The sequence below is a fragment of the Mesorhizobium erdmanii genome, assembly GCF_013170725.1.
Taxonomy (GTDB): domain Bacteria; phylum Pseudomonadota; class Alphaproteobacteria; order Rhizobiales; family Rhizobiaceae; genus Mesorhizobium; species Mesorhizobium erdmanii.
In genome coordinates this window covers 2250327-2276126 of sequence record NZ_CP033361.1, presented here as the reverse complement: position 1 = coordinate 2276126, position 25800 = coordinate 2250327, and the positions used below count along the sequence as shown (strand labels likewise).

The following is a 25800-nucleotide window of genomic DNA, read 5'->3' as shown; positions in this document are numbered from 1 at the left end:
TCGATTGATTCCTACGAAAGCATCTTGGGTCTGCCCAATCAGACGACGCCCGATCCAAGTCGGGCGAGCAGCGAAGGCTCGCTGTTCGAAGCGGTTTTTGCTGGCCGCCGGAAGGCAATCAATTTGCTGGGTATAGGAGTTTGGGTTCTGAGCCTAGCCTACTTCTGGCTTTGGTGGTTGCAGCCCGAGCATATCGCTTCGACAGGCAGATACATAGTCATCACCATTGTCCTGCTTTGGGTCACGCTGATCCCGGCGTATTTCATTTTCATATTCGCCAACGCCCGCATTCCCGCTGGCTCAGGCGTGTTGCCGAGCGACTGGCGGGTAGCGATAATTGTCACCAAGACGCCGTCGGAGCCGTTTTCCCTGGTGAGGAAAACCCTCGGCGGCGCACTTGCTCAGCGCGACATCGGTCACGACACCTGGCTCGCCGACGAAGATCCCGCGCCGGAAACACTCGAATGGTGTCGCAAACATGGGGTTCGTGTTTCAAGCCGAAAGGACGTGCCGGACTATCACCGGCAAAGCTGGCCTCGGCGTACCCGCTGCAAAGAGGGGAACCTGGCCTATTTCTATGATCACTTCGGGTATGAACAATATGACTTCGTTTCGCAATTCGATGCCGATCACGTCCCGTCGCCGGATTATCTCAGGCACGCGCTCGCCCCCTTTGCCGATCCGGCCGTTGGTTATGTCTCAGCTCCCAGCATCTGCGACGCCAATGCCGACAAGAGCTGGTCCGCGCGCGGGCGGCTGTACGCAGAAGCAAGTCTACACGGTGCCCTGCAATCCGGGTACAATTCCGGATGGGCGCCGCTTTGCATCGGATCCCATTACACGGTTCGCACAGCCGCGCTGCGTGCCGTGGGCGGTCTCGGCCCGGAGCTAGCTGAAGATCATTCAACGGCACTGCTGATGAATTCAGGGGGGTGGAGGGGCGTCCACGCCGTCAATGCCATCGCGCATGGAGAAGGCCCGGAAACATTCGCGGATCTGGCCGTCCAGGAGTTTCAGTGGTCGCGAAGCCTGATGACCATCCTGCTTCAGTACATGCCGCGATACATTTCAGGCCTACACGGGCGAATCCGTTTCCAGTTCCTCTTTTCCGAACTGTGGTACCCGATGTTCTCGGGCATGATGGCGACGATGTTCTTCATGCCGATCCTTGCCCTGGCGACGGGCAGACATTTCGCGAACGTCACCTATATCGACTTCCAGATCCACATTTTGCCGCTTTCCCTGACGCTGCTCGTCCTGGCTTACTGGTGGCGCTCGACTGGCCTCTTCCGTCCGGGCGATGCGAAGATCCTGAGCTGGGAAGGTGTAGCGTTCCTCTTCCTGCGCTGGCCGTGGGCTCTTTCTGGATCACTCGCCGCTGTCTGGGACCGGTTGAGCGGCAAGGTTGTCGATTTTCGCATCACCCCGAAGGGAGTGGCCCATACGGATTCCCTGCCCTATCGGGTGACGACACCCTATGTCGTCCTTGCCCTCATATCCGCATTCACCGCATGGCACGTCGAGGATCCCGGCACGGCCGGAGGCTTCTATATCTTCAACCTGATAACGGCGGCCCTCTACGGCTTACTCACATTGCTTGTCCTTTACCGCCACGCCCGCGAAAATGGGCTGCCGGTCATCCCGAGGTCCCTGCTTGGCCTGTGCAGGGCGCTTACGCTGGTGCTTATCGCGCTCACGATTTTCGGGGCCGCCTTCGTGAACGGACCGAAGGGGCTCGCGGCGATGAACGAAGGCATCGCTGCGTTCACGCTGACAAAGACCGTCTATGCGCCCGCTGGAGCCGGCGCCGGCAAACCCGGCCGCCAGATCATCCGCTTCGAACCGAAATGGCATGGCTTCGATGACGGCACTCCAAATGATTGAAACAACGAGGATCATGAAATGGAAAACCCGAAACGAATAGCCGTCATCGGTACAGGATATGTCGGGCTGGTCGCCGGCGCGTGCTTTGCCGACTGGGGGCACAGGGTGACATGCGTAGACCTTGACGCGGGCCGCATCGATTTGCTCAACCGCGGTGGCATTCCAATATACGAGCCCGGCCTTGCTGAAGTCGTCGAACGGGCCGTCAAGGCTGGGAATCTATCTTTCACGACCAAAGTTGCCGATGCCGTTGCCGGCTGCGACGCGGCCTACATCGCGGTCGGAACACCACCCAGCAAGACAGATGGTGAGGCCGATCTTTCCTTCGTTTTTGAATGCGCGCGGCAGATCGCGAGAGTGATCCGTCCGGGGGCAGTCATCGTCACCAAATCGACCGTGCCGGTCGGGACCGGAGACATCGTCGAACGCATTGTCGAAGACGCTCGCCCAGGCGAGCATATCCCCGTCGTCTCGAATCCGGAGTTTCTTCGGGAAGGCTCGGCTATCAACGATTTCACGAATCCGGACAGGGTGGTGATCGGAACCGAAGACGAGGGTGCAAAGGCCACACTGCTCGCCATCTATCAGCCACTCAAGGCGCGCGGCCACGCAGTTGTTGTCACTCGCCGCCGCAGCGCCGAGCTGATCAAGTACGCGTCGAATGCATTCCTGGCGGCCAAGATCACCTTCATCAACGAAATGGCCGATCTGTGCGAGGCCGTCGAAGCCGACGTGGCCGATATCGCGTTGGGTGTCGGGCTGGATAGCCGCATCGGTCCGCATTTCCTGCACGCCGGGCCAGGCTATGGAGGGTCATGCTTTCCAAAGGATACGCTGGCTTTGATCCGCACAGCTCAGGAGCATGGCGTCTCACTGCGGATCGTCGAAGAGACAGTTCAGGCCAATAGCGCCAGGAAGCGGCGAATGGCAATGAAGGTCCGCCATGTTCTGCACGGGAATGTCGAAGGCAAGAAGATTGCAATCCTCGGACTGACCTTCAAGGCGGATACCGACGATATGCGGGACTCGCCAGCCATCCCGATGATCGAACTGCTGCAGCGCTCCGGCGCCGAAATACACGCCTATGATCCGCAGGGTGAGGCGAACGCCAAAACTCTGTTCGAAGACGTGACCTTCCATGAAGATCCCTATGGGTGCGCGGCACAGGCCGATGCGGTCGTCTTCATGACGGACTGGGAGGTCCTCAAGCATCTGGATCTCGCCCGCCTGGCCTCAATCATGGAGTCACCTGTGATGATCGACTTGCGTCGGATCTATCCGCCGGAGGCAGCGGCGCGACAGGGCTTTGTCGTCGAAACGATCGGCAGGCTTGGTTCCGAACCCCATCCGGTCGATGCCTATGCCCCAACATTCCTGGCTCAGGACATTGCCGCGGGTACCCATAGAGGCAGGTCACTTCCCGCATACCAAAAGCAAGGCGGCTTGCCATCTCAATATGTCAACCAAGAGGAACAGCTTTTCGGCGAATTGATCGAGCGCAAGGATGAGAATTTTGAGATCGCCTAAAGGAATATGAGACGCACCATTTACGATGCGCCAGATCAACAACGCTCCAAGGGAATCGTCGTGAACAGAAAGCCATATCTTGCATCAAGGAGAGTCTTTCTCCTGACTTCGGCTGTCACTGCGGCTGTCATGCCACTTCTGTCATTCGGGCCGGCAGCCGCTCAGGACGCGTTAGCAGGACGCGACCTGACGAAGGACAAGAGGCCAGTAATACACGCGGACGGCCCAAAATTCGGATCCTACGATCCGTATGGTGACTTCAGCCAAGACAAGACTGTTGTGACCGAACATCTCTTCCTCCCTTGGCAGGATGTCGAGCTCAAGGGCTTGGGCGCTGCGGACGAGTATGCCAGCGCGCGCGGCAGGAAGGTCCTAATCACGATCGAGCCCTGGTCTTGGGCGAAGGATTGGAACATCAGCACGGCAGAACTGCGCAACGGTATTCTGTCGGGCAAATACGACGCCAACATGCGCGCGGTCCTGAACGCCGTGTCGGGCTTCAAGAGCCCGATCGTCATTCGTTGGGCACAGGAAATGGACAACCCGTCCGGCCGCTTCACCTGGGCCAACTGGAAACCTGCCGACTACATCAAGGCGTTTAGGCGCATGCACGGCATTATCCGCGAGATCTTGCCTCAGGCGCAGGTCATGTGGTCGCCCAAGGGAGAGAAGAACCTGCCCAAGTATTATCCGGGCAGCGAATATGTCGACATTGTCGGCCTGTCGGTGTTTGGCTACGACGAATACGACAAGATCGCCTATGGCAAGCCGCGCTCCTTCGCCGAAGCGTTGAAGCAAGGCTATGACCTGACGGTTGGCTACGGCAAGCCCATCTGGGTCGCCGAGCTCGGGTACGAAGGCAATCTCGATTACGTTACCAAATGGGCCCAGGACGTGACGCAGAACTTCCCGCAGTATCCGCAACTGAAGGAAGTCGTATATTTCAACGACCGGGAAATTTGGGCCTGGCCGCATGGTCTTGGCTATCCGAACTGGCGCGTCGTGCGGAATCAGGCCGGCTATCCCGTGAGGCAGGCACCTCAATGAAATCTGCCATGCGAATAGTTGTTGCCGCGCTGACGTTCTTTGTCGCGGCCGGGGCCTCATCGGTGAGTTCGGTCGCTGCAGGGCCATCCGATGAAAGCGCATCGGCAGCCGAGCGTGCACGCGTCCTGACCACGAATGAACTCCATTCTCTATACGGGAATAGATCGTGGATGTGGAAAGATGGTGCGGCATATTTCAAGGTATCGAAACGCGAATTCACCTCCTCGGTCAATTCGGGTCTGAAGGCTTCATACGCCGACGGGGTGTGGTTTCTGACCGACCAAGGACGACTATGCTTCCGCGCAACTTGGACTGCTGTCGGCGGCAGCAGCATATCCCTGAAATGCTTCGAGCATCGGACGGACGGCAAAAATATATACCAGCGCAAGGTGCCCGACGGGACCTGGTATGTTTTCAGCCATCGTCCGATCGCGCGTGATGACGAGATAACGAAGCTGAAGGTGGGTGACCATGTTTCCGCCCGCTATCGGCGAAACAAGCGCTTTGTCACGGAGAATGCGCCGACACCGAAATGCTCTACGAACGGCACAGTACCCCTCCTGTGCCATCTGTTTGGCCGCTGAGGGTCAGCCGGATGCGATCCGGCGATAAGACAGCTGGAACCAAAGGCTGAGGGGGCGGCTCCTTGTCATCGACGATACAAGGAGCCGCAGTTCCTCTTGAACCTAAAGCCGGCGCCGCGACGGTCCTTGAAAAAGCTAAAGCAAGATCGACAAAAAGACGTCGTGCGTCCAATGCTCCACAGGGACTGTACCAATGACTAACATTCTGGTCACCGGGAGCGCGGGTTACGTCGGCTCGCACACCTGCAAGGCGCTTGCATCGTCCGGCTATTGCCGGTCGTCTATGACAATCTCGTCAATGGCCACAGATGGGCGTTGCGCTGGGGTCCTTTCGAACACGGCGATATTCTCGACCGGAGGCGATTGAACGAAGTCATCGTAAAGTACCAGCCGCGGGCGGTCATTCATTTCGCTGCCTACGCCTATGTCGGAGAATCCGTCATCGATCCTGGCAGATATTACCGCAACAACGTCGCTGGCAGTCTTTCGGTCATCGAAGCCATGCGAGACCACGCAATCGGCAAGATCGTATTTTCCAGTAGTTGCGCTATCTACGGCATTCCGGACAAAGTTCCGATTGTCGAAGAGACGCCGAAGAACCCGATCAATCCCTACGGCATGTCGAAGCTGGTCGTCGAACGAATGCTGCAGGATTTCGAATTGGCGCATTCTCTGAAATGGGTAGCGCTGCGCTACTTCAACGCGGCAGGTGACGACCTCGGGGGCGAGATCGGCGAAGACCATGCTCCGGAGACACACATCGTCCCCCTGGCGCTCGACGCTGCCGCCGGTCACCGCGATAAGCTGGTCATTTTTGGCGATGACTACGACACGCCAGATGGCACCTGCATTCGCGACTACATTCATGTAAGCGACTTAGCCGACGCCCATGTCAGAGCGCTGCAGGGACTTGAAGAAGGCATGCCATCAGGTGCCTTCAATTTGGGAACGGGAACAGGCTATTCCGTCCAACAGATTGTCGAGGCCGTGGAGCGTGTGACAGGCCTCAGAGTTCCTATTCAGATCAGCGCACGCAGGCCGGGAGATCCGCCAATTCTGGTCAGTGACGCCACTCGAGCGCGAGAAGTGCTGGGTTGGGAACCAGCGATCCTCGCATTGGACGATATCGTGCGCACAGCCTGGAACTGGCACAGGCTGCAGCAGGCTTCCACATAGCGCTGCTGGCCGTCGTTGGTGAATTGCTCACGACGGCCGATCGACCACGTCGACAGAAGATACAATGATACCGGTTGCAGTCAGGCGTTCTTAATTGAATTGCCGCAATCTGGTGGCATTTCGGCTAGACTGATTCGGATTCTCTCACGGAGCGAACATGGATAGGCAGGAAATGGCCGGCATGAATTTCAAACGCGTTCACAGGCTGGGACGGCAACTGATTGCTGCGGCAGCATTGGCAAACGCCATCGGCTTTGTCTCGCAGGGTCAGGCCCATGAGACGCCCTTCCTCCCAACCGTCACCATAAAACATCCCAACGCACCAGTGACCACCAAATCTTCGGTGGCAACTTCGAAGTATGCATATTTGGGAAGTGCCCCATACATCTGCACGTATAGCGGTTTTGGCAAGACAGCGAGCTGCTTCCTTCGCGCAAGCCTGCAAAACTCGAAATAACGACGGATCACGCTTTGATTTCGCGGCGCTGATCAGGATCGGTGCTCGCGTCTCCTTCGTCTTGGTCGGACTAATCGCCCGCGTAAGAGCCCTGCTTTAGGTAAGCGTCTGGCAGACACTCCTTAGCTTTCGCCAAAGCCTGGTCGGCGACTGCCTTAGATCCGTAGGCACCGACGACGACTACCAGATAGCCAGCCTTAAAATTGCTGAACTTGCTCGAGAAGTCTTCGAACGGATCCAATCCGCAGCGGCGAGCGGCAACTGCGATACGACCGACGGCGACTTCTGATGCAGCGGTGATGGCGTTGCCCGGCGACGGGACGGAACCCACTACAACCCACCAGCCACGGTCGCTTTGAGCTTCAGCCAAATTGCAAAATGAAACAACGCCCAGTGACAGCATGAGTCCTATCACGCGTTCCGGCCGGAGCATGCTGGTAGCGCTCCTGTTCCTCATCATGCCGGCTGCCTCCTTTTGGGCACGACCCTGAACGCACGACGATTGATCAAACAATGCTCCCGCACTGCACTAGCCTTGAATTCGTCGACGAAATCCAATGTCAATCTTGGAGCTGCAAGGGATCATGACGTGGCTAGCGCCTTCTTGACGCAGATCAACGCCGCTCCGAAATTATGTGATCTGATTATTCTATTATTTTGTGGGCGGCTGATATGATGAGCAGGGTCATTCGATTGTTCGGTGCGGCAGCCGTTCTGACAATCGCCATATCTGGCCCAGCGATGGCTGACTGCTACGACATTCTTGGTTGTTCAGATCGGAATTTGTTCTCAAGACATTTCGATGATTATCTTGCCGTCCCCGAACCCGACGGTCCGAATTGCCAGTTCCTGTGGGAAATTCGCAACCGAATTTTGGCAGAGCGCAAATACTGTTTCCACACAGCCCAGGGCAAAGCGTTTTTCGGCAACGAGGGTTGTCGATACGAGGACGCCAACAGGGTACCGCTGTCTTCTATCGAACGATCCAATATCACGGCCATCGCACGCGCTGAGCGAATAAAGGGTTGCCATTGACATCCAGCGGCTCGGCCTCTCTGCGCGTGTCTGCGGGTGACAATTGCGATAAATTTGAATCATATCAACGCAGATTGACGAGGAAACAGCATAAAAGAGTGCCGCGAGAAGATTTCCTTGGTCCCGGTCCGTGGCCGATCTTCCGAATGCGCCGCAAGGAGGCCGTCGAGAAGGCTTCCGCCGGCGCCGGCGATCGCGACACCATTCTGGTCAAGATCGAAGTGGCGATGGAGTCGAGAGATCCGGAAGTCGAGGGGCGGAAGCGCTTACGCGATCGGACGGCAGCTCATCGCATAACGATTGTGCTGCTGAATGACGAGATTGAAGGCGCAAAGCCGCCGTGTCGCGTCGTGGGCAGTTTTCGGATCTGACCCCCTCATTCCTACCGGTCTTTGCAGCCCGCTTTCGTTCGAGTCGATTCAATTCACATAGTCCTAGGCGGGTCGCCATCCCCCATGCCTATCGATTTGAAGATTGCCTCCATAACGGTCCATCGTTTCACGGAAACGACGAACCGCTATATCTCGTTTAGTGCCTGACCATTCCAGCGTCGACATTCAGTGTCTGGCCGGTGATCCAGCGGGCGTCTTCGCTCGCCAGGAACGATACGACATCGGCGATATGTTCGGGCTGGCCTTTGCCCTTCATCGCCTGCAGCATCTCGACGAAACCGAACGCCTCGTTGTGCGGGCTCGCCTTGACACCGTCGCTTTCGATCAGGCCCGGCGTCACCGCGTTCGCCGTGATGTTGTACTTGCCAAGCTCGGTGGCCAGCGCCCTGGTGAAGCCGATGACGCCGCCCTTGGCCGCGACATAGGCCGCCATGTTGGGCGTACCGGCGAAGAAAGTGTTGGAGGCGATGCTGATCACGCGTCCAGCCTTGTTCATCGCCCGCATCTGGTCCGTCGCCGCGCGGGTAACGATGAAAGTACCCGTCAAGTTGACGTCGATGATCTTGCGCCAATGGTCGAGGTCGACGTCGTCCCAGGCGATGAACGGCACGATGCTGGCGTTGTTGACCAGGATATCGACGCCGCCGGTCAGTGCCTGTATTTCGGCAAACAGTGCCTTGACCGATGCCGGATCGGAAATGTCGGCGGCGATCGCCTTCGCCTTGCCGCCGATCGATGCGGCTGCCGCCTTGCTCCCCTCCGCATTGATATCGCTGACGATGACGGTCGCGCCGTCGGCCGCCAGCCGCGTCGCGATCGCCTTGCCGATGCCCTGTGCGGCGCCAGTAACCAAGGCCGTCTTTCCCGCAAGCCGTTCAGTCATGAAATTTCTCCCTCAATGCGCATCTGATGATTTGTATTCAGGCGTCGGCGTCGATGACGGCCAGCGCCGCGTCGATGCCCTTGCCGACCGCAAGTCTCTGTCCGGCAGCGTTCATGGCGCCGCCAAGCGCCGTCAGCGCCGCGATCGCATAGATCGGCTGGGCGGTCGGTCCCATGTGGCCAATGCGCGTCAGCTTGCCCAATGTCTCGCCGCGCCCCGACGAGAAGACCACGCCGTAGCGCGCCCGCGCGGCTTGGCGAAGCGCCTTCTCGTCGACGCCTTCAGGCGTGCGGACAGCGGTCGTGGTTGGCGACGCGATCGTGTCGCTGGCCGCCCAGATCGACAGGCCCATCGCGGCGACGCCCGCGCGCATGGCCTTGGCGGTGAGCGCGTGGCGCGCCCACACCGCCTCCGGCCCCTCACCAAGGTAGAGGTCGAGCGCGACGTCGAGGCCGCTCATCTCGGAGACGGACGGCGTGAACGGAAACGGTTCATCCCTCGACCACGCATTTTCCCAGTCGACGATGCTCAGCATCGATGCGCGCGGCGCCAGGGGATTGGCCTTCATCTTGGCCCAGGCCCGCTCGCTGACGCCCATCATCGTGAGGCCCGGAGGCGCGCCGAGGCATTTGTTGGGACCGGTGACATAGATATCGGCCTTGCAATCCTCGGGATGCGTCTTCATGCCGCCGAAGGAAGAAACGGCGTCGACGATGAGATAACCGCCATGCGCCGAAACCAGGGCGCCGATGGCGTCGATCGGATTGATGGTGCCGGACGGCGTGTCGTGGTGGCAGACGGAAACGACGGTGATTTCGGGATGCGCCTTCAGCATTGCAGCGACCGCCAGCGGGTCGATCGCCTCGTTGTAGGGCACTTCGATCTCGAGCAGGTGTGGCGAATAGCGTTTCGCCCAATAGCCAAACCCTTTGCCGTAGACGCCTGAGGCCAGGTTGAGCACGACGTCGTCGGGCGCGATCAGCGAGGCGGCGGCGGCCTCCAGGCCAAGCACCGGCTCGCCATGCAGGATGACCGGCCTGTTCGACAGCCGCATGGCCTTCTGCGCCTTGCCGATCACCTTCTCGTAGAAGAGCTGGAACGCTGGGTCGTAGTCGTAGAGCACGGTGCGGCCGAGGCCGCGCAGTACGTCAGGATAGGCGTTCACCGGCCCTGCGGTCAGCGTGATGACCGGTTCGGCATGGTCGGAATAGCGCATGGTCTTGTCTCCCCATTGGTGACGGTCAGCCGTAGAATTGCGTGCCTGTCCGGTAGGTCTTGAAGTTGTCCATGTCGTGCGAATACATCAGCTCGGCGCCATGGTCCTCGGCGAGTTTCTTCACCTTGCGCATCGAATTGACGCCCGCCACCGGATCGATGTGGAAGGCCGCCTGGCACAGCGTTTCAAGGCTCTTCTGCGTGTAGGCGGCATCGATCGTGAACATGATCGGCTTGCGCTTGGGGAACTCCACGAGCAGGCTGTAATGACCGATCGAATGGCCGGGCGTCGAGATCAGCTTGACGCCCCTGGCAAGGTCGACGTCGCCGTCGATACCCTCGAAGGTCGAATTCGCCCGTGTCGTTCCCGCAAGCAATTGCCCGGTCGCTCCACGCGCTTCGGCCGCCTCCGCCGAAAAGCTCAGGTCGGAATAGCCCAGATGTTCGAAGGGCTGCGGATTGCAGGCCTGCGGCACCTCGGTCCGGTGGCAGATCTTCTTGGCGTGCGGAAAATACTTGTTGCCGCCGCAATGGTCGAAGTGGAAATGCGAATTGACGACGACGTCGATGTCCTTCGGCTCGAGGCCGAGCAGCGCCAGGGCGCCGGGAATGGTCTGGTGCTTTTCCTGAATCGGCTTTTCGAACGGCAGCACCTTCATCACATGATCGTAGTCGTAGCCTGTGTCGATGAGGAAACGGCCCTCGGCATGTTCGATCAGGATCGAATAGACGGGGAAGCGCACCTCGCCGCCAGGGCCGCGATTCCAGAACACATGATACCCGTCGAGAACGAGCGAGCCGCCGTCGAGCAGGTAGACCTTGGTATCCGACATTCTTGCCTCCTGTTTTGGCGCGGGTCCCGTCCGCGCATCTGATTGTTGTCAGCGCGCGCCGCGCTCGTATGGAATGCCAAGTGCTGCCGGCAGGCTGGCCCGCCGGCCGAACAGCACCAGCATGATCATCACCGCCAGGAATGGCAGCATCTGGATGACGTCGGTCGGTATGTTGATGCCGGCCACCTGCATGGCCGTCGTCAGCGACAGGCAGACGCCGAACAGCAACGCACCGAAGAGCACCCAGACTGGACGGCCGCGTGCCAGCATGGCCAGCACAATGCCGAGGAAGCCGGCGCCATTGGTGATGAATGGTATGAACAGGCCCGCCCCGACATTGGCGAGATAGGCGCCACCAAGCCCGGCCAGCGTGCCGGTTGCCAGCACGGCGATGGTGCGGGTCCTGATGACGTCGATGCCGGCAACGTCGAGCGCGGCCGGTTTGTCACCAGCGGCCTGCAGGTTGAGGCCGAGTTGCGTGCGCCGGTAGAGGTAGCCCATGCCGAAGACCAGGGCGACCGCGAGATAGGCGATCAGATGATGCTTGAAGAACGCAGGCCCAATGACCGGAATGTCCGAAAGCAGCGGAATGACGGTTGCATCCGCCGCCGGCAAGCGGGGGTAGCTACGTGAGAACTGGAAGTGGTGGAGCAGTGCCGTCAGACCTTCAAGTCCGAGCGTCAGCGCAATGCCGATGACGATCTGGTTCAGCCCGATGCGCACGCAGAGCAACGCCATGACTAGCGCCACCGCGGCGCCGCCCGCGGCACCGGTGAGAAAGCCCAGCCACAGCGATCCGGAATAGAAAGCGCCTACAAAACCGAGATAGGCGCCGGCCAGCATCATACCCTCGATGCCGATATTGAGCACGCCAGCTTTCTCGGAGATCTGCTCTCCGAGCCCGGCAAGCAGCAGTGGGATGGCGGCAGTGACGGCACCGAACAGGAGCGCGCTGAGAAAGACTTCGCTGAAGAGCCCGGTCATGCCTCAGGCCTTTTTCGACTGGTTGAAACGATGGTCGACATATTCGGCAAGAGCGAGCACGATCAGCACGATCGAGACCAGCACCAGCGTGAAATGATTGGGCACGCCAAGCCGCCGCGCGGCACTCTCGCCGCCGATCGACAACACCGAAAGCAGGAACACGAAGCCGATCGCGGCAAAGCCGTTCATGCGGGCGAGGAACACTGCGGGGATCACGGCAAGCCCGTAGGCCGGGTTCCAGTCGGCGCGGACATTGCCCTGGACGCCTATGATGTCGACGGCGCCAGCGAGCCCGGCCAGCCCCGCCGAAATGGCGAAGACAGCGACGGTCAGGCCAGGGACGCCGAGTCCTGAGTGAACCGCGGCGCGTGGATTGGCGCCGACGATCCGCAACTTCAAGCCGAACGCCGTGCGCGTCATCACCAGATGCACGATGATGATCGCCGCCAGCCCAAGCAGCAGTCCGCTGGTGATGGTGGTTTCGAACAGTCGCGGCAGCCTGTCTTCCACCGGCAGCGTGCGGGTCTGCGGCACGGTCGTGCCGGGATCGCGGAACGCCAGCTTGACCAGCACATTGGCGAGCGACGTGCCGAGGAACGTCATCATCAACGTGGTGATGATCTCGTTGACCCCCTGGTAAGCGCGCAGCAGCGCGGGCACCAGCGACCAGACCACCGCCACCACCATGGCGATGAGGAACGAGCAGAACAGCGCCAGCCAGGCTGGCATGATCTCCACCAGCACGGGAGCGCTGGCGGCCGCCGTCACCGCGCCGAGCAGAAACTGGCCGTCGCCGCCGAGATTCCACATGCCGGCGCGAAACGCCACGATCAGCCCGGCGGCGAGAAACAAGAGCGGCGCCATGCGCGTCAGCGTCTGCTGGATGCCGAGCGGCGAGAACAGCCCCTTCTCCAGCACATAGCCGTAGTAAGCGAGCGGGTCGACACCGACGGCAAGCAGGATGCAGCCGGCGATGACGAGAGCGACGAGGATCGGCCCAAGCGTCATCAGCAGCCGGCGCAGGATATCGCGGCGGGTGGCAGCGCCGCTCGTGGCATCGAGTGCGGTAGCGCTGGCGCTGGGTGCGGTATCGATGCTCATGCGGCAAGTCCGATCATCAGGCGGCCGACCTTGGTGCGGGCGTCGTCTGCATTGGCGACGGTGCCGACGAGCGCGCCGTTGGCGATGACGGCGATGCGGTCGCACATGCTGAGCAACTCCTCGAGGTCGGTGGAGATCAGCAGCACGGCCAGACCACGCGCCGCCGTGTCGCGGATGCGCTGGCGCGACGCCAGCGTGTTGGCGAGATCGAGCCCGTAGGTCGGCTTGTTGAAGATCACCACCTTGGCCCCTTCGGCGAGTTCTCGCGCCAGCAGCACCTTCTGGATGTTGCCACCGGAAAGCCGGGCGACGGGCGTCTTCAGGCTCGGCGTTCGCACATCATATTCGCGCACGAGCTCGGCCGCACGCCTGTCGATCTCGGAGCGCTGCTCGACGCCGTGTCGCCAGAACGGCGCCGCGCCGATCTGCTTGAGGAAGAAATTAATCGAGACCGGGAAGGTGCCGACGGTGCCTTCGCCGAGCCGGTCGTCGGTCAGGTAGCGAAGGCCGTGCCGGCGGCGTTCGCCGACGCTCAGCGTCTCGATGGCAACGCCTTCGAGCCACACCGATCCGCCGGTCGCCATGCGCTGCCCGGCCAGGGCCTCCGCCAGCTGTTTCTGGCCGTTGCCGTCGATGCCGGCGATGCCAAGAATCTCGCCTGGGCGGATGTCGAAGGAGATCGATGTCAGGCCGGGCGCGTTTTCGGTCGAAGCTACCGCCAGGCCGGCGACCTGAAGCAGCGGCACGGCCTCGGTGCGAACCGTGCGGGTTGGGCGCTCGACAGCCTCGGGGTCGTCCTTCTGCTTGCCGAACATCAGTTCCACGATTTCGGAAATGATCTCCTGTTCGTCGAGCGCGCGAAGACGCTCGGGCGGGATCTCACCGACCTTGCGGCCGAGCTTCAGCACCGAGATCCGGTCGCCGAAGGCCGCCGCCTCCTTGAGCTTGTGGGTGATGAAGACGATCGCCAGCCCCTGCCCGACAAGACGCCGCATCAGCGCGCCGAGTTCCTCGATGCCCTTCGGCGTCAGCATCGAGGTGGATTCGTCGAGGATCAGCAGCCGGCTGTTGCGCACCATGGCGCGCAGGATTTCGACTTGCTGCTGCTCGCCAAGCGAGAGTTCCGACACCTTGGCATGCAGTTTCACCGTGATACCGAGGCTGCTGGTGATCTCGGCGACGCGCGCCTCGAGTTCATCGGTCCTCGGGCGTTGCCACCAGGGTCCACCGAGCAACAGGTTTTCCGCCACGGTCAGCGTCGGCACCAGCATCATATGCTGGAACACGGTGCCGATGCCCAACGCCAGCGCATGGCGCGGCGAGGTTATCGGGGTCGATTTGCCGTCGACCAGTATGCGCCCCTCGTCCGGCTGCTGCAGGCCCGACAGCATGCCGATCAGAGTGGATTTTCCGGCGCCGTTCTCGCCCAGCAGCACATGCACTTCGCCAGGACGGATCGACAGGTCGATGCTGTCATTGGCGACGATGCCAGGAAAGCGTTTGGTCACGCCTTCGAGCGCGACGATGTCGGGCTTGAAGGCGGACGATGAAGAAACATTGCTCATGAAAGCCCAACACGAAAATGGGAATCGTCTGGAGGGGTGATCAGATCACCCCTCCGACAGTTGACCGTGGTCGCCTTACTGGGCGACGCTGGTCATCAACGCCCTGACGGCCGCCGCGTCATAGACCGGATCGACCTTGATCTTGCCGGAAATGACGTCTTCGCGCAGCGTCTGGATTTCTGCCCAGACATTGTCCGGAATGGCAGCGGTTTTCAGCAGCTTCACGGAGTCGTCCTTGAGGCCGATCGTATAGTGTTTGGTGCCGAAAGTGTCGGCCTTCAGATCGGCGATCATCGCCGCGTAGACCGGCTCGATGTTCCACACCACCGACGACAGCAGGAAGCCCTTGTCGATCGGCGACTTGTCACCGATGACGTCGATGAAATAGACCTTGCCGCCATCCGCGGCCTTGGTCGTCTCGACCGCCTGCAGCATGCCGAAGCTGGAGCCGTTGCCCTGGCCGAAGATGATGTCGGCGCCCGAGGCGATCACGCTTTCGGTGACGCGCTTGCCGCCGGCCGCGTCGCTGTAGGCGGCCGGGCCGATCACCGCATAGGTGATCTTGACGTCCGGGTTCTCCGCCTTCACGCCCTGCGCGAACGCCGCCGACTGCGAGTTCCATGACGGAGGTTCGCCCGACACGACGATGCCCACCGACTTCGAGCGCGACATCTTGGCGGCCAGACGACCGGCGAGATAGGCGCCCTGGTGGCCGCTCAGCGTGTAGTCGGCGACGAGCCCCTTCTCCAGGCCATTCGGCGTATCGACGATCGCCACCGGAACCTTCAATTCCTTGGCGATTTCAGGCGCCGAGGTGTTGTAGCCGCTGGCGTGGGCGATCAACAGGCTGGCGCCGTCCGACGCGAGTTCCCGCAGTGTCGGGCGGACGTCGCCATAGCCGAGGCCCTGGGCCACGACCACTTCGACGCCAGCGGCCTTGCCGGCAGCCTTGGCGGCGTCGATACCCTGCTGGTTCCAGCCGTAGTCCGTGCCTTCTTCGGGCGTCAGGATGGCGATCGACTTGACTTCGCCGGCAAATGCGCCGCCAAGCAAGACACTGGTTAATATAAATGCACTTACACTGCTTTTAAGAAGCTTTAACATTTTACCCTCTCTGGTTGACTACCAATCATTATTCTTATTGTTATTGCGCGGAAGCGAGATAGACTGCCTGCACAAACCCACCCTACGGAGCTCAGGCAAAGTGAAGATTCGTTATATTCTCCCGGTGATGCTGGCGTTCACGTCCTTCGCCAATGCGGTTGAGTTGCACCATGTCACCGTCCGCACCGGAACTGACGGGCTCGACATGATGCCATTGACGATTTCGAATGCTGGCAATGAAGGCCTGTCCTGCAATGCCGACTTCGCCCACTGGTATTCGGCCGGGGTCGCGACGGTCGAGCCGGGCAAGAGCGCCCGCCTCGAACTCTGGTTCGACGCCAAGACGGGCACATTCACCATCCTCAACGACAAGCGAGAAAACCTGCCCGTCGAGCGGTTGTGGTGCGGCCTGTCGGGCCGTGCATATGCCACGCGGGTGCAGATCACGCTCGACCGCGCCGACGCGGCCAAGGGAGCGCGCGCCGTGTCCTGCGGCGCTGAGCAGGACAGCCTGGTATGCCGATAGGCGCTCATCGATCCGTCCGCGCGGGGCATGGCGCACCCTATTCCTTCGCCAGGAACTTGTCGGTGAAGACATCGTCAGCCGAGAGAGCTGTCTTGAGCACGCCCTGATCGGTGAGCGTCTTCAGCGTTTCCTCCCACTGCGTCTTCGTCATCCAGCCGAGGCCGTGCTCCTTGGTGTCCGAGCTGGTGAAGGTCGACGCGATGTCGGCGTTGATCTGGGCCAGCAACACATCCTTCTTGTCGGCATAGCCCGGAGCCGCCTTGGCCGTGATCTCGGCCGCCTCTTCCGGATGGGCAGCGACATAGTCGAAGGCCTCCCTGTAGGCCTTGACGAAGCGGGCGACGACGTCCGGCTTGTCCTTGATCATCTTCTCGGAGGTGAACAGGCCGGAGCCGTAGGCCTTCCAGCCATGGTCGGCGCCCATCATGATGCTGAGCGAACCGGGACCGCCGGCCTTGGCCTCCAGCTCCGGAACCTCGGCGTCGACATAGCCGACCACTGTCTGGACCCGGCCGAGAAGCAGATAGCTCTCATAGGGCGGCGAGACGCTGTTCAGCGTCATGTCCTTTTCCGTCAGGCCATTGGCCGCCAGGAAGCCCTTGAAGAAGAGATAGGTTGAACCGGCTGGGTGAATGCCGATGGTGAGACCCTTGAGGTCTGCCGGCTTGGTGAGCTTCACCGTCTTGGCCAGCGAGATGATGCCCAGCGGCGAGTGCTGGTTGACGGCTGCCACCGCCACGACCGGGACATTTTGCGACCGCGCTACGGCGAGCGTGGGAAGATCGCCGAAACCGAAATCCGCGTTCTCGTTGCCGACCAGACGCATGGCGTCGGGCGAACCGGAACCCTTGCGGATCTCGGCCACGTCGATGTCGTTCTTGGCGAAGAAGCCCTTTTCCTTGCCGACGAAGAACATGGCGTGGTTGCCGCGCACCACCCAGTCGAGCTGGACGTTGACCTTGTCCGCCGCCAGCGCCGCGCCGGAGAAACCAAGCGCGCCGGCAAACGCCGCAAGCGTGGCTACCTTGATGAATGAGCGTCTCAGCATTGATCGATCCTTCCTGTCGTTGACTGGCTGTCCTAGGGACCCTAGGCGCCGCTGAATTTCGGTGCCCATGGCACCATGATGCGTTCGAGAACTTCGGCTGCGTAGTAGAAGGCGATGCCCAGCACCGAAACCAGGAGCAGGGCCGCGAAGACCAGCGCGGTGTCGAGCTGGGTCGAGGCAAACTGAATGACGTAGCCGAGCCCATCCGAGGCGCCGGCGAATTCGCCGACGATGGCGCCGATGACGCTGAGCGTCGCGGCGATCTTGGTTCCCGCCATCAGGTTCGGCAGCGAATGCGGGACGCGGATCCTGAACAAGATCTGCGTGCGGCTGGCGCCGACCGAATTCATCAGCGACAGCAGCGAGCGGTCGACCGACTGCATGCCCGCCAACATCGACAATGTCACCGGGAAGAAGGCGATGACCAGGATCAGGCCGATCTTGGGCGCCAGCCCATAGCCGAACCAGAGGATGAAGATCGGCGCCAGCGCCACCTTGGGCACGTTCTGGAACAGCACCACCAGCGGATAAAGCGCTCGCCCCAGCCAGTCGAAGCGCACGATGACCAGTGCAATGGCAATACCGACCAAGACGGAGACAACGAAACCGAACAGGATCTCGCCTGCCGTCACCAGCGTCGCCTGCAACAGCGTTGGCCATTGCGCGACCAGCGATTGCGCGATCTCGGACGGGGCGGGAATGATGAAGGCGGATATGGCGAAAATCCGCACCACGGCTTCCCACACCATGACCGTTGCCAGCAAAAGGATGACCGCTGGCAGCCAGCTGCCTGTCGCCGCGCCCCAGCCTGAGGCCAGCCGCGGCTCGGAGAGACTGGTGACGGGTTGATCGCTCATGACGCGGCTCCCGGTTGATGGCCTGCACGCAGCATCGTTCGCAACTGGACAGTCAGCCTGACGAACGCCGGATCTTCCGTCACCGAAAGATCGCGCGGATAGGGCAGATCAACGTCTAGGCTCTCGGTGATCCGACCAGGCTTGATCCCCAGCACATGGACATGGCGGGACAGGTGAATGGCCTCGTCTATCGAATGGGTGACGAGCACGATGGTCTTGCCGGTGCGCTGCCAGATCTCCAACAGCGACTGGCCCATCTGGTCGCGGGTAATGGCATCGAGGGCGCCGAACGGCTCATCCATCAGCAGGACCGCCGGATCGAGCGCCAGAGCCCGCGCGATAGCGACACGCTGGCGCATGCCGCCGGACAATTCATGAGGACGCTTGTGGGCGCTGTCGCCCAACCCCACCAGTTCCAGCATCTCCTGCCCGCGCTCCGTCAACTGCGCGCGCGACAGCGACTTGTCGGCGATGCTGAGCAGCATGGAGGCATTGTCGACGGCATTCTTCCAGGGCAGCAGGTTGGCGTCCTGGAAGACGAGGCCGATCATGCGCTTGCGCGCCGCCTCGACCGGCGAAAGTCCGGCGATCGCGACGCTGCCGCTTGTCGGATCCACAAGCCCGGCGAGGACCTTGAGCAGGGTACTCTTGCCGCAGCCGGAAGGGCCGATGAGGGAGACGAACGACCCCTTCGGTATCGCAAGATCGATATTCTGCAGTATCAGTTGCCTGGCCATGACGACCGAAACGCCCTTGGCGGAGATCAGGTCGTCATCGTGGCGGATGTGGGCTGGCCGGCCGCCTGCTGCTCGAATGGGTTCAATGCGCATGGCTACTCCCGGCCTTCCAGGATGCGCCGCACCGCGACGAGTTTGCGCGCCCGTTCGCCTTGAAGCGCCTTTATTTGCTCGGGCGTGTAGGAGAACATGCCCTCCCCCGACTTGATGCCGAACTTCGACGCGTTCGTCTTTTGCAGCACCATGGGTGCGACATCGTCGCGATTGGAAAGATCGGCGTTGAGGAAGGAGGAGACGGACTTGTAGATATCGAGGCCCGCCATATCGAGCAGTGCCATCGGCCCGATAACGGCGATCTTGTAGCCGATGCCCCAGGACACGCAGGTGTCGAGATCTTCCGGATCGATGACGCCGCGCTCGACAAGGTCGACCGCCTCACGCAGCAGCGCATAGAGCACGCGGTTTTCGACGAACCCGGGAACGTCCTTCTTCACCACCACCGGCAGCAGGCCGATCGAGCGGATGAGATCGCGGATCGTCGCCACGGTTTGCGGCGCGGTCTTCTCGCCGGCGATCACCTCGATCATCGGGATGATGTGCGGCGGGTTCGACCAGTGCATGCCCACCATCCGCTCGGGATGCGAGATATGCGCCTGCAGCTTGGTGATCGGGATACCCGACGTGTCCGAAGCCACGAGCGTTTCCGGTCCTATCAGACCATCGATCGCTCGATAGACATCGGCCTTTATCGAGATGTTTTCGGGAACGTTCTCGATGACGAGATCGGCGCCAGACACCGCGTCGGCGATATCATCCGTGAAGCGGACCGTTCCCGCGCCGGACGCGGGCGACGTCACGCCGAGCGAATCGAGGACGCCTTCCGCAATGCCCAGGATGGACCGCGCACGCTCGATCGCTGCCGGGGCGACATCGTAGGCTACGACCTGCAGGCCGCCTCTGGCGAGCCGGGCGGCCATGCCCGGCCCCATCGTCCCCAGACCGATGATGGCGATACGTTGGATCATCACGCTGCCTTGCTTTCCATTGCTGTATTTGACGCTGCGATAAGATCGGCGGCTTTTTCGGCAATCATGATCACCGCAGCGTTGATGTTTCCGCAGACGAGGTCGGGCATGACGGAGGCGTCAACCACCCTCAGGCCAGCGACGCCGCGAACTCGGAGCTGCGGATCGACGACCGATGACTCGTCGGCTCCCATGCGGCACGTCCCGGCCGGATGGTGCACCGTGATGGAGGTCTTGCGGATATGCTCGTCGATCTCATCGTCGCTCTGGCACTTAGGGCCGGGAAAGAACTCCGCCTCGATGAAAGGCTGCATGGAGGGCTGCGCGGCGAGATTTCTCGCCACCCGGAAGCCGGCCCGCAGCGACTCCCAATCCTTCGGCGAGGCGAGGAAATTCTGATGGATCAGAGGTGCCGCTGCGGGATCGGCCGAGGCTAGTTTCACCGCCCCCCGGCTTTCTGGCTGTGTCGCCACGATCCGCGTCGCGAAGCCGTCCGGGAACGGCGCTTTGAACGGCTTGAAATAAGGCCATGCGGCAAGCGGAGCCGCGGTGAAAAGCAATTGCACATCCGGCAATGGCCGCTCCGGGCTGCTTTTCAGAAAGGCGACGACGCCGCCCGGCACGTCGGCCGAAAAACCTCGTCCCGTTAGGTAGGTCTTGGCAAAATCGAGCCCGATCCGATCGGCGCGCATGTTGCGCAGGAACGGGCCGCCCGGAGAGCGGCGACGGTACATGAGGATGACCGAGACATGGTCCTGCAGGTTCTTGCCCACCGCCGGCAGGTTGATCCGTGTCTGGATTCCATGCGCCGCCAATTCTTCCGACGCCCCTATGCCCGACAGCATCATGAGTTGCGGCGTGTTGATCACACCTCCGGAAAGCAGCACTTCCTTGCGGGCAACGACCGTGCGCTCGCCTCCGTTGTGGTTGATGGTGACGCCGGTGGCGCGGGTCCCTTCCAGCACGATCTTCGTCGCGCTGGCTTCCGTCAGCACCGTCAGGTTGGGCCGCTTCAGCGCCGGGCGCAGATAAGCAGACGCGGTCGAGCTGCGCCGGCCTTTCGAGATTGTCATCTGCAGGCGGCCGAACCCTTCCTGCCGCTCGCCATTATAGTCGCTGGTCTGCGCATAGCCGGCCTGGACGCTGGCTTGCGCAAAAGCCTCTATCAACGTGTCCTTGTAACGGCAGAACTGGGTGCTCAACGGACCGTTGCCGCCACGGAACCGGCTCTCGCCGCCTTCCCAGCTTTCCTGCTTGCGGAAATAGGGCAGCACTTTTTCATAAGACCAGTCGCTGAGCCCCGAGGCCGCCCAGCGATCGTAGTCGCCGCGATTGCCGCGCACATAGGCCATGGCGTTGGTCGACGATGATCCGCCAACAACCTTGCCGCGCGCGCACTCGACCCTGCGTCCGCCCACATTGTCTTCAGGCTCGCAGAAATACATCCAGTCGTGGCGACGCTCGGTCAGGATCTTGCCCCAACCAAGCGGAATGTGGATCATGGGATCGCGGTCCCAGCCGCCGGCCTCCAGCAAAAGCACGGAACATTTCGGGTCGGCGCTCAGCCGATTGGCGAGCACGCAACCGGCCGATCCGGCCCCAACGATGACGTAGTCGTAGCTTTCAGCGTGCGGCATAGTGCGTTTCATTGCCTTGGTCCGGCGCATATGCGCCAGGGAACTGTTGAAACCGAGTCTCGATCATCCGAGCCTGGGCTCGGATGATCGAGCTATTCCTGAGGCCGCCGGCGTTACGCCAGGCCAGCCTCCCTCAGACGCTGCGACCAGTGATTCCATCCACGGTCGATCTGAGCGCCGACGAGCTTTCCCGCCGTCTTGATCTCGCCTGGAGACAGATACTTGACCTTGCCGATCTGGAGGCCGGCCGTGAGCGCCTTCGCTTCCTGCTCGAGATAGAAGGCACGGAAGACGACCTCGCGCACGGAGTTGCCGACATTGACGACGCCATGCCGGGCCATGAGGACCACGGTCTGGCCGCCGAGGCTTTCGGCGATATCCGCACAGACGTCGTGGCTGCCGCCGAAGAGATCCGTCTCGTCGCCATGCTTGTCGCGAATCTCGTAGACCGGGACGGACTCGCCGATGAATGCGCCCATGTGGGTGACCGGCCGGAGCGGCGTATCGACGAAGCAGTACGGCAGGACGGCCGGAGAGTGGGTGTGGAGCACGCACTGAACGTCCGGTCGTGCCTTGTAGATCTCGCTGTGGATATAGCGCTCCAGATAGGACGGCCGGTTATCCGACGTCTCGCCGTCAAGATTGAAACGCTGGATGTCGTCGACGGTTATCAGGCTCGGAGCAAGCTTCTGCGCCAGGAAGAAGCTTTCGGGATCCTCGGGGTCACGGGCGCTGATGTGCCCGAACGTATCCATGATGCCTTCGTTCAGCAGGATCTTCGTCGCTGTGACCAGCTCTTCGAAGACCGTCTGGCGCGCGGTGCTGTTGTCTCTCATTTCCAAATTCTCCCATTGCGGCGATGGCGACCATTCTTGTTGTTGTTATCGGTCGCCAAGACCTGCGAAGCTCACTTGTTTTCGTAGAGGCCGACAATCCGGTTCTGCTCGATGATGTTGCCGGCATATTTCTGCAGGAACTCCTCCCGGGTAGGCGTCCCTTCGACCTTGGTGTCGAGCGCATAGACCCAGAAGTAGTAGTGATGTTGCCCGTGGCCGGCGGGCGGCTGCGGTCCGTAATACTGCTTGTGGCCGGCGCCGTTCGGGCCGACACGGAATTTTTCCTGTGCGTCCGAAAGGTCCGTGGTCGAGGGGTCGATGCCATAGACGACCCAATGCGTGAAACCGTTGGCAAGCGGCGCGTCCGGATCGTGGCAGATGACAGCCAGTTCCTTGGTCCCCGCCGGAACGCCGCTGACCTTCAGCCTGGGCAACACGTTGCCCTTGTCACCGGCGTGCTCGTCACGCAACTTCCCGAGTGGCTGGAAATCAACCGATGTGATCTTGAGGTCCTTGATATTCAGGGGCATGGAATTCGTCCTTGAGCGATTTCGATGGAACTAGACACCGGCCTTGAGGTCGGCGACGGATTTGCCGCCGACGCGCTGATGCACGCGCGGACCCGATGCGATGGCGACGCAGATCAGGAGTTCGTCCGGACGCGGCGCGTCCGGTACGGAGAAGGTGACGGCATCGTAATGGGAACGGATGTAGAGCTCGTCCTTGTGGGCAAGCGGGATGTCGATGGTGGTTCCTGCAACGGCGACCTTGCTGACCGACGAAATCCAGGCCTTGCCGCCGCCGACCTGCTGGCGCAACGGATCGCCGAATACGGTGGTGATGCAGGCGACGACATGCTCCTGTTCGCCCGATGTGCCCGCGATGCCGCCCTTGCCATAGCTTTCGACTGGCCTGTTGCCGAGCAGCGCCACGGCGCGCTCGCCAAGCGCATGACCGATAGCCGCACTCGGACCTGTCAGATCGGACAGTTCGGCGACGAATTTTCCCGCGAACGGATTGCGTATCACAACGCCTGTGGCGATCTTGACCAGGGTCTCGCCAGGAGTGCCGCCGTCATGGCGGCTCTCCTGGACCGACGCGTACCACCCCCGGACATCGTAATCCCTTTCGACTGCATTGGAATAATTCATCTTTATCTCCTGAAGGGAGCGCGCATCTTCCGCGCGCGCCGATTAATTCGTTGACCGGGCTACCCGAACCCTACTGCGGCCATGAATAGACACGGCGCAGCGGATCGTAGCGCGCGGCTTCCAGCGCGGCCGGGGTGAACATGTTTCCCTTCGAGAGCGAGCGGTTCGCCGCATAGTCGCCGGACAGGGCCTGGCAGCGATCGGTGATCGGGCGAATGCGCTTTTCCCAAGCGACAAGCGCATCCTCGACCGAGGAGCCTGCTTCCAGATCCTGCGACAGGCTGAAGGCGTTGACCATCGCGCAGCCGGCACCCTGGGCAAGCGCCGGACACATGGCATGCGCGGCATCTCCGACAAGGGCGACCTTGCCTCTTGTCCAGCTGTCCAGCTTGGTCGTCTCGTACTTGTCGTACCTGGCGGTTTTCAGCTTCGCCGCTTCGATCAGGCACGGCTCCAGGAATGGAAACATCTCGACCCAGACTTCGAGATCGATCGGAACGCTTGATCCACGAGGATCGGCGGCCGGAGCCATCAAGCCCAGATAGAGCTCATTCTCGTTGCAGGGCGAATAGAGGATGCGCTGAACACGCGGCCAGAAATTCCACATGTCTATGGTGTTGTCCCACTCGCCGTGACCGAGTTCCTTTTTTTTGCGAGGGACAATCAGCCGGATGAGACCATCTTTCGAAACCCACCGGTCCTGTTTGAAGCCGATGGAGTCCCTGACCTTGGAGCCAACGCCATCGGCGCCGACGATCAGGTCGGCTTCGACAACCTCACCGCTCTGCAGGGTCAGCCGCCCCTCCGGATCGGCGGCGATCGCCTCGGAATTGACCGATATGTCGACACCCACGGCGCGGGCCCGATTGACCAGGGCATCGTGCAGATGGCTGCGCGTCATGATGCGCCAGGGCAGCCCGTTGAACGTCTCCTTGGAAACCGACTTGTTGTGCATCCAGGTTTCGTAGGTCGGAGGCGTGTGCGAGCCCTGGAGAACTTCGTCCAAGGCGCCCAGTCCTTCGAGCACGCGAAGGCCATTGTGCCAGAGATAGATGCCTGCGCCGAATGCCCGCAGTTCGGAGCTCTTTTCGTGCAGCCTGACATCCCAACCATTCTGCCTGAGAGCAATGGCGGCCGTCAGGCCGGCAAAGCCGCCGCCGGCGACCTCGGCACGACGCGCCTTTCCCGAAGTTTTGTTTAGGTTGGACATTTTCTGGATCCTGCTGCGTACAAAAATGACGGTGCGTGTGGCCGTCAGGCGTCTATGAAGTTGGTGATGGCTTTCAGCGTGATCTCGGGAGAGACCTCGTTGACGTAATGGTCGGCGCCCGGAACGACGACGACAGGCAGATCGGGCCGCAGCCGACTTGTCTTCGCCAGCGCCGCCGCCGAAACCAGCTTGCTCGTCTCGCCGCGAACGATGAGGACGGGCTTCGTCACGTCCCGGTAGGTGGGCACCAGATCCGATCGCAGGCCTTTGGCGGTCTGCGCCATGGCCGAGGGCGATGCCAGGGGACGCAATCCACCGTCGACCGGCTGGTAGCCGCTTTCGGCCCTGATCTTGATGGCGGGCGCTGGTATGTTCGGATAACGGCCGGCGAGATATGCTTCGACGGCCTCTACATTCTCGAAAAGCTGGTTCCCCGCGTTCACCCGCGCCTCCAGCGCGTCCAACACTTCAACCTCGATATATGGCGTAAAGTCGATGGCGACGACCGACCGCACCAGATCTGGGTATTTCGCCGCGGCAGTGACGGAGTTTCGAGCCCCGAGCGAATGTCCGACGAGGATCGCGGGGCCACGATCGAGCGTGCGTATCAGGCCGGCGATGTCGTCCGCGTAGTCATTCGCCTCGTAGCCGGCTTCCGGCTTGTCGCTGCGACCATGGCCCCTCTGGTCGACCGCTATGGTCCTAAACCGATCCGACAGCCGAGTCATCAAAGGCGCGAAGACGGCGGAGTTGGAGGTGATGCCATGGAAGAGAAGCATCAATGGCCCGTTGCCTGTCTCACGTACGTTCAAAGTGATGCGGCCAGTGTCGACGCGGTGCGAGACGAAGTGGTCGGAAGGTGTGTCCGCCGCCATGTCCATGATCCTCGCCTCCGCTGCCTGTCTCCAGCAAAAGGATCATATCAGCCGGGGGGGCGTCAAGCAGATTGTCTGACATTCTTGCAATCTTCAGATTTGACAATCTGG

26 protein-coding genes and 1 pseudogene are annotated in these 25800 nt (G+C 61.2%); 9 read left to right on the top strand and 18 right to left on the bottom strand.

Annotation, left to right across the window (positions count from 1 at the left end; translation table 11 throughout):
• Positions 1-24 precede the first annotated feature (24 nt).
• From EB233_RS10955 to EB233_RS10930, 6 genes and pseudogenes are all read left to right on the top strand, one after another.
• Entirely contained in the window at positions 25-1884 is a 1860-nt protein-coding gene (locus tag EB233_RS10955) for a glycosyltransferase family 2 protein (RefSeq protein ID WP_064988988.1), read from the top strand.
• 18 nt (positions 1885-1902) lie between these two features.
• The gene (locus tag EB233_RS10950) at positions 1903-3411 is read left to right on the top strand and encodes a UDP-glucose dehydrogenase family protein (RefSeq protein WP_064988872.1); all 1509 of its coding nucleotides are present in this window, start codon (positions 1903-1905) and stop codon (positions 3409-3411) included.
• 129 nt (positions 3412-3540) lie between these two features.
• Positions 3541-4458, top strand: a complete 918-nt coding sequence (locus tag EB233_RS10945) for a glycoside hydrolase family 26 protein (protein WP_246298425.1) — start codon at positions 3541-3543, stop codon at positions 4456-4458.
• Positions 4459-4466: 8 nt separating this feature from the next.
• On the top strand, positions 4467-5042 hold the full coding sequence (locus EB233_RS10940) for a DUF995 domain-containing protein (protein WP_171892224.1): 576 nt from the start codon (positions 4467-4469) through the stop codon (positions 5040-5042).
• A gap of 193 nt (positions 5043-5235) precedes the next feature.
• Positions 5236-6218: pseudogene (gene galE / locus EB233_RS10935) on the top strand (UDP-glucose 4-epimerase GalE).
• Positions 6219-6375: 157 nt separating this feature from the next.
• Positions 6376-6675 (top strand): hypothetical protein, encoded by a 300-nt coding sequence (locus EB233_RS10930; protein WP_155765312.1) that lies wholly within the window; start codon positions 6376-6378, stop codon positions 6673-6675.
• Positions 6676-6745: 70 nt separating this feature from the next.
• Here EB233_RS10930 and EB233_RS10925 read toward each other — a convergent pair whose 3' ends face one another.
• Positions 6746-7078, bottom strand: a complete 333-nt coding sequence (locus EB233_RS10925) for an SPOR domain-containing protein (RefSeq protein ID WP_171892223.1) — start codon at positions 7076-7078, stop codon at positions 6746-6748.
• 269 nt (positions 7079-7347) lie between these two features.
• On the opposite strand from EB233_RS10925, the gene EB233_RS10920 reads away from it, so the two are divergent.
• Complete coding sequence (locus EB233_RS10920) at positions 7348-7710, top strand: YARHG domain-containing protein (protein ID WP_155765314.1); 363 nt, start codon at positions 7348-7350, stop codon at positions 7708-7710.
• A 146-nt stretch (positions 7711-7856) separates the two neighbouring features.
• The gene (locus EB233_RS10915; RefSeq protein WP_064988874.1) at positions 7857-8081 is read left to right on the top strand and encodes a hypothetical protein; all 225 of its coding nucleotides are present in this window, start codon (positions 7857-7859) and stop codon (positions 8079-8081) included.
• Positions 8082-8238: 157 nt separating this feature from the next.
• Here the strand turns inward: EB233_RS10915 and pldH are convergent, their stop codons facing one another.
• From pldH to EB233_RS10880, 7 genes are all read right to left on the bottom strand, one after another.
• Entirely contained in the window at positions 8239-8985 is a 747-nt protein-coding gene (pldH, locus tag EB233_RS10910; RefSeq protein WP_064988875.1) for a pyridoxal 4-dehydrogenase, SDR-type, read from the bottom strand.
• 37 nt (positions 8986-9022) lie between these two features.
• Complete coding sequence (ppaT, locus tag EB233_RS10905; protein ID WP_064988876.1) at positions 9023-10201, bottom strand: pyridoxamine--pyruvate transaminase; 1179 nt, start codon at positions 10199-10201, stop codon at positions 9023-9025.
• Between the two features lie 25 nt (positions 10202-10226).
• Positions 10227-11033, bottom strand: a complete 807-nt coding sequence (pldA, locus tag EB233_RS10900; RefSeq protein WP_027056913.1) for a 4-pyridoxolactonase — start codon at positions 11031-11033, stop codon at positions 10227-10229.
• Positions 11034-11081: 48 nt separating this feature from the next.
• Positions 11082-12017, bottom strand: a complete 936-nt coding sequence (locus EB233_RS10895; protein ID WP_027056912.1) for a putative B6 ABC transporter permease subunit 1 — start codon at positions 12015-12017, stop codon at positions 11082-11084.
• Positions 12018-12020: 3 nt separating this feature from the next.
• Entirely contained in the window at positions 12021-13118 is a 1098-nt protein-coding gene (locus EB233_RS10890; RefSeq protein WP_064988877.1) for a putative B6 ABC transporter permease subunit 2, read from the bottom strand.
• Entirely contained in the window at positions 13115-14683 is a 1569-nt protein-coding gene (locus EB233_RS10885) for a putative B6 ABC transporter ATP-binding protein (RefSeq protein ID WP_064988878.1), read from the bottom strand. Before EB233_RS10885 ends, EB233_RS10890 begins: the two co-directional genes overlap by 4 nt.
• 75 nt (positions 14684-14758) lie before the next feature.
• Positions 14759-15787 (bottom strand): putative B6 ABC transporter substrate-binding protein, encoded by a 1029-nt coding sequence (locus EB233_RS10880; RefSeq protein ID WP_027056909.1) that lies wholly within the window; start codon positions 15785-15787, stop codon positions 14759-14761.
• Positions 15788-15887: 100 nt separating this feature from the next.
• Between EB233_RS10880 and EB233_RS10875 the strand changes: the two genes are divergently transcribed.
• A complete protein-coding gene (locus EB233_RS10875; protein ID WP_064988879.1) occupies positions 15888-16313 on the top strand; it encodes a hypothetical protein in 426 nt (141 codons plus the stop codon).
• A gap of 37 nt (positions 16314-16350) precedes the next feature.
• Here EB233_RS10875 and EB233_RS10870 read toward each other — a convergent pair whose 3' ends face one another.
• From EB233_RS10870 to EB233_RS10825, 10 genes are all read right to left on the bottom strand, one after another.
• Complete coding sequence (locus EB233_RS10870; protein WP_064988880.1) at positions 16351-17361, bottom strand: ABC transporter substrate-binding protein; 1011 nt, start codon at positions 17359-17361, stop codon at positions 16351-16353.
• A gap of 41 nt (positions 17362-17402) precedes the next feature.
• Positions 17403-18218 (bottom strand): ABC transporter permease, encoded by an 816-nt coding sequence (locus tag EB233_RS10865; protein ID WP_027056906.1) that lies wholly within the window; start codon positions 18216-18218, stop codon positions 17403-17405.
• Positions 18215-19048, bottom strand: coding sequence for an ABC transporter ATP-binding protein (locus tag EB233_RS10860; RefSeq protein ID WP_081294000.1), 834 nt, complete (start codon positions 19046-19048; stop codon positions 18215-18217). Before EB233_RS10860 ends, EB233_RS10865 begins: the two co-directional genes overlap by 4 nt.
• 2 nt (positions 19049-19050) lie before the next feature.
• Positions 19051-19980: a 5-formyl-3-hydroxy-2-methylpyridine 4-carboxylate 5-dehydrogenase gene (gene fhmpcd1, locus EB233_RS10855; RefSeq protein ID WP_064988881.1), complete on the bottom strand. Its 930-nt coding sequence runs from the start codon at positions 19978-19980 to the stop codon at positions 19051-19053.
• Positions 19980-21617, bottom strand: a complete 1638-nt coding sequence (locus EB233_RS10850; RefSeq protein ID WP_064988992.1) for a GMC family oxidoreductase — start codon at positions 21615-21617, stop codon at positions 19980-19982. Before EB233_RS10850 ends, fhmpcd1 begins: the two co-directional genes overlap by 1 nt.
• Positions 21618-21730: 113 nt before the next feature.
• The gene (locus EB233_RS10845) at positions 21731-22453 is read right to left on the bottom strand and encodes a class II aldolase/adducin family protein (RefSeq protein ID WP_064988882.1); all 723 of its coding nucleotides are present in this window, start codon (positions 22451-22453) and stop codon (positions 21731-21733) included.
• 71 nt (positions 22454-22524) lie between these two features.
• Positions 22525-22983, bottom strand: coding sequence for a YbhB/YbcL family Raf kinase inhibitor-like protein (locus EB233_RS10840; protein WP_064988883.1), 459 nt, complete (start codon positions 22981-22983; stop codon positions 22525-22527).
• Positions 22984-23013: 30 nt separating this feature from the next.
• Complete coding sequence (locus EB233_RS10835; protein WP_064988884.1) at positions 23014-23604, bottom strand: amino acid synthesis family protein; 591 nt, start codon at positions 23602-23604, stop codon at positions 23014-23016.
• A 70-nt stretch (positions 23605-23674) separates the two neighbouring features.
• Positions 23675-24814 carry an FAD-dependent oxidoreductase gene (locus tag EB233_RS10830; RefSeq protein WP_027056899.1) on the bottom strand — a complete coding sequence of 380 codons (1140 nt, stop codon included), beginning with the start codon at positions 24812-24814 and terminating at the stop codon, positions 23675-23677.
• A gap of 44 nt (positions 24815-24858) precedes the next feature.
• A complete protein-coding gene (locus EB233_RS10825; protein ID WP_064988885.1) occupies positions 24859-25695 on the bottom strand; it encodes an alpha/beta fold hydrolase in 837 nt (278 codons plus the stop codon).
• Positions 25696-25800: the final 105 nt, after the last annotated feature.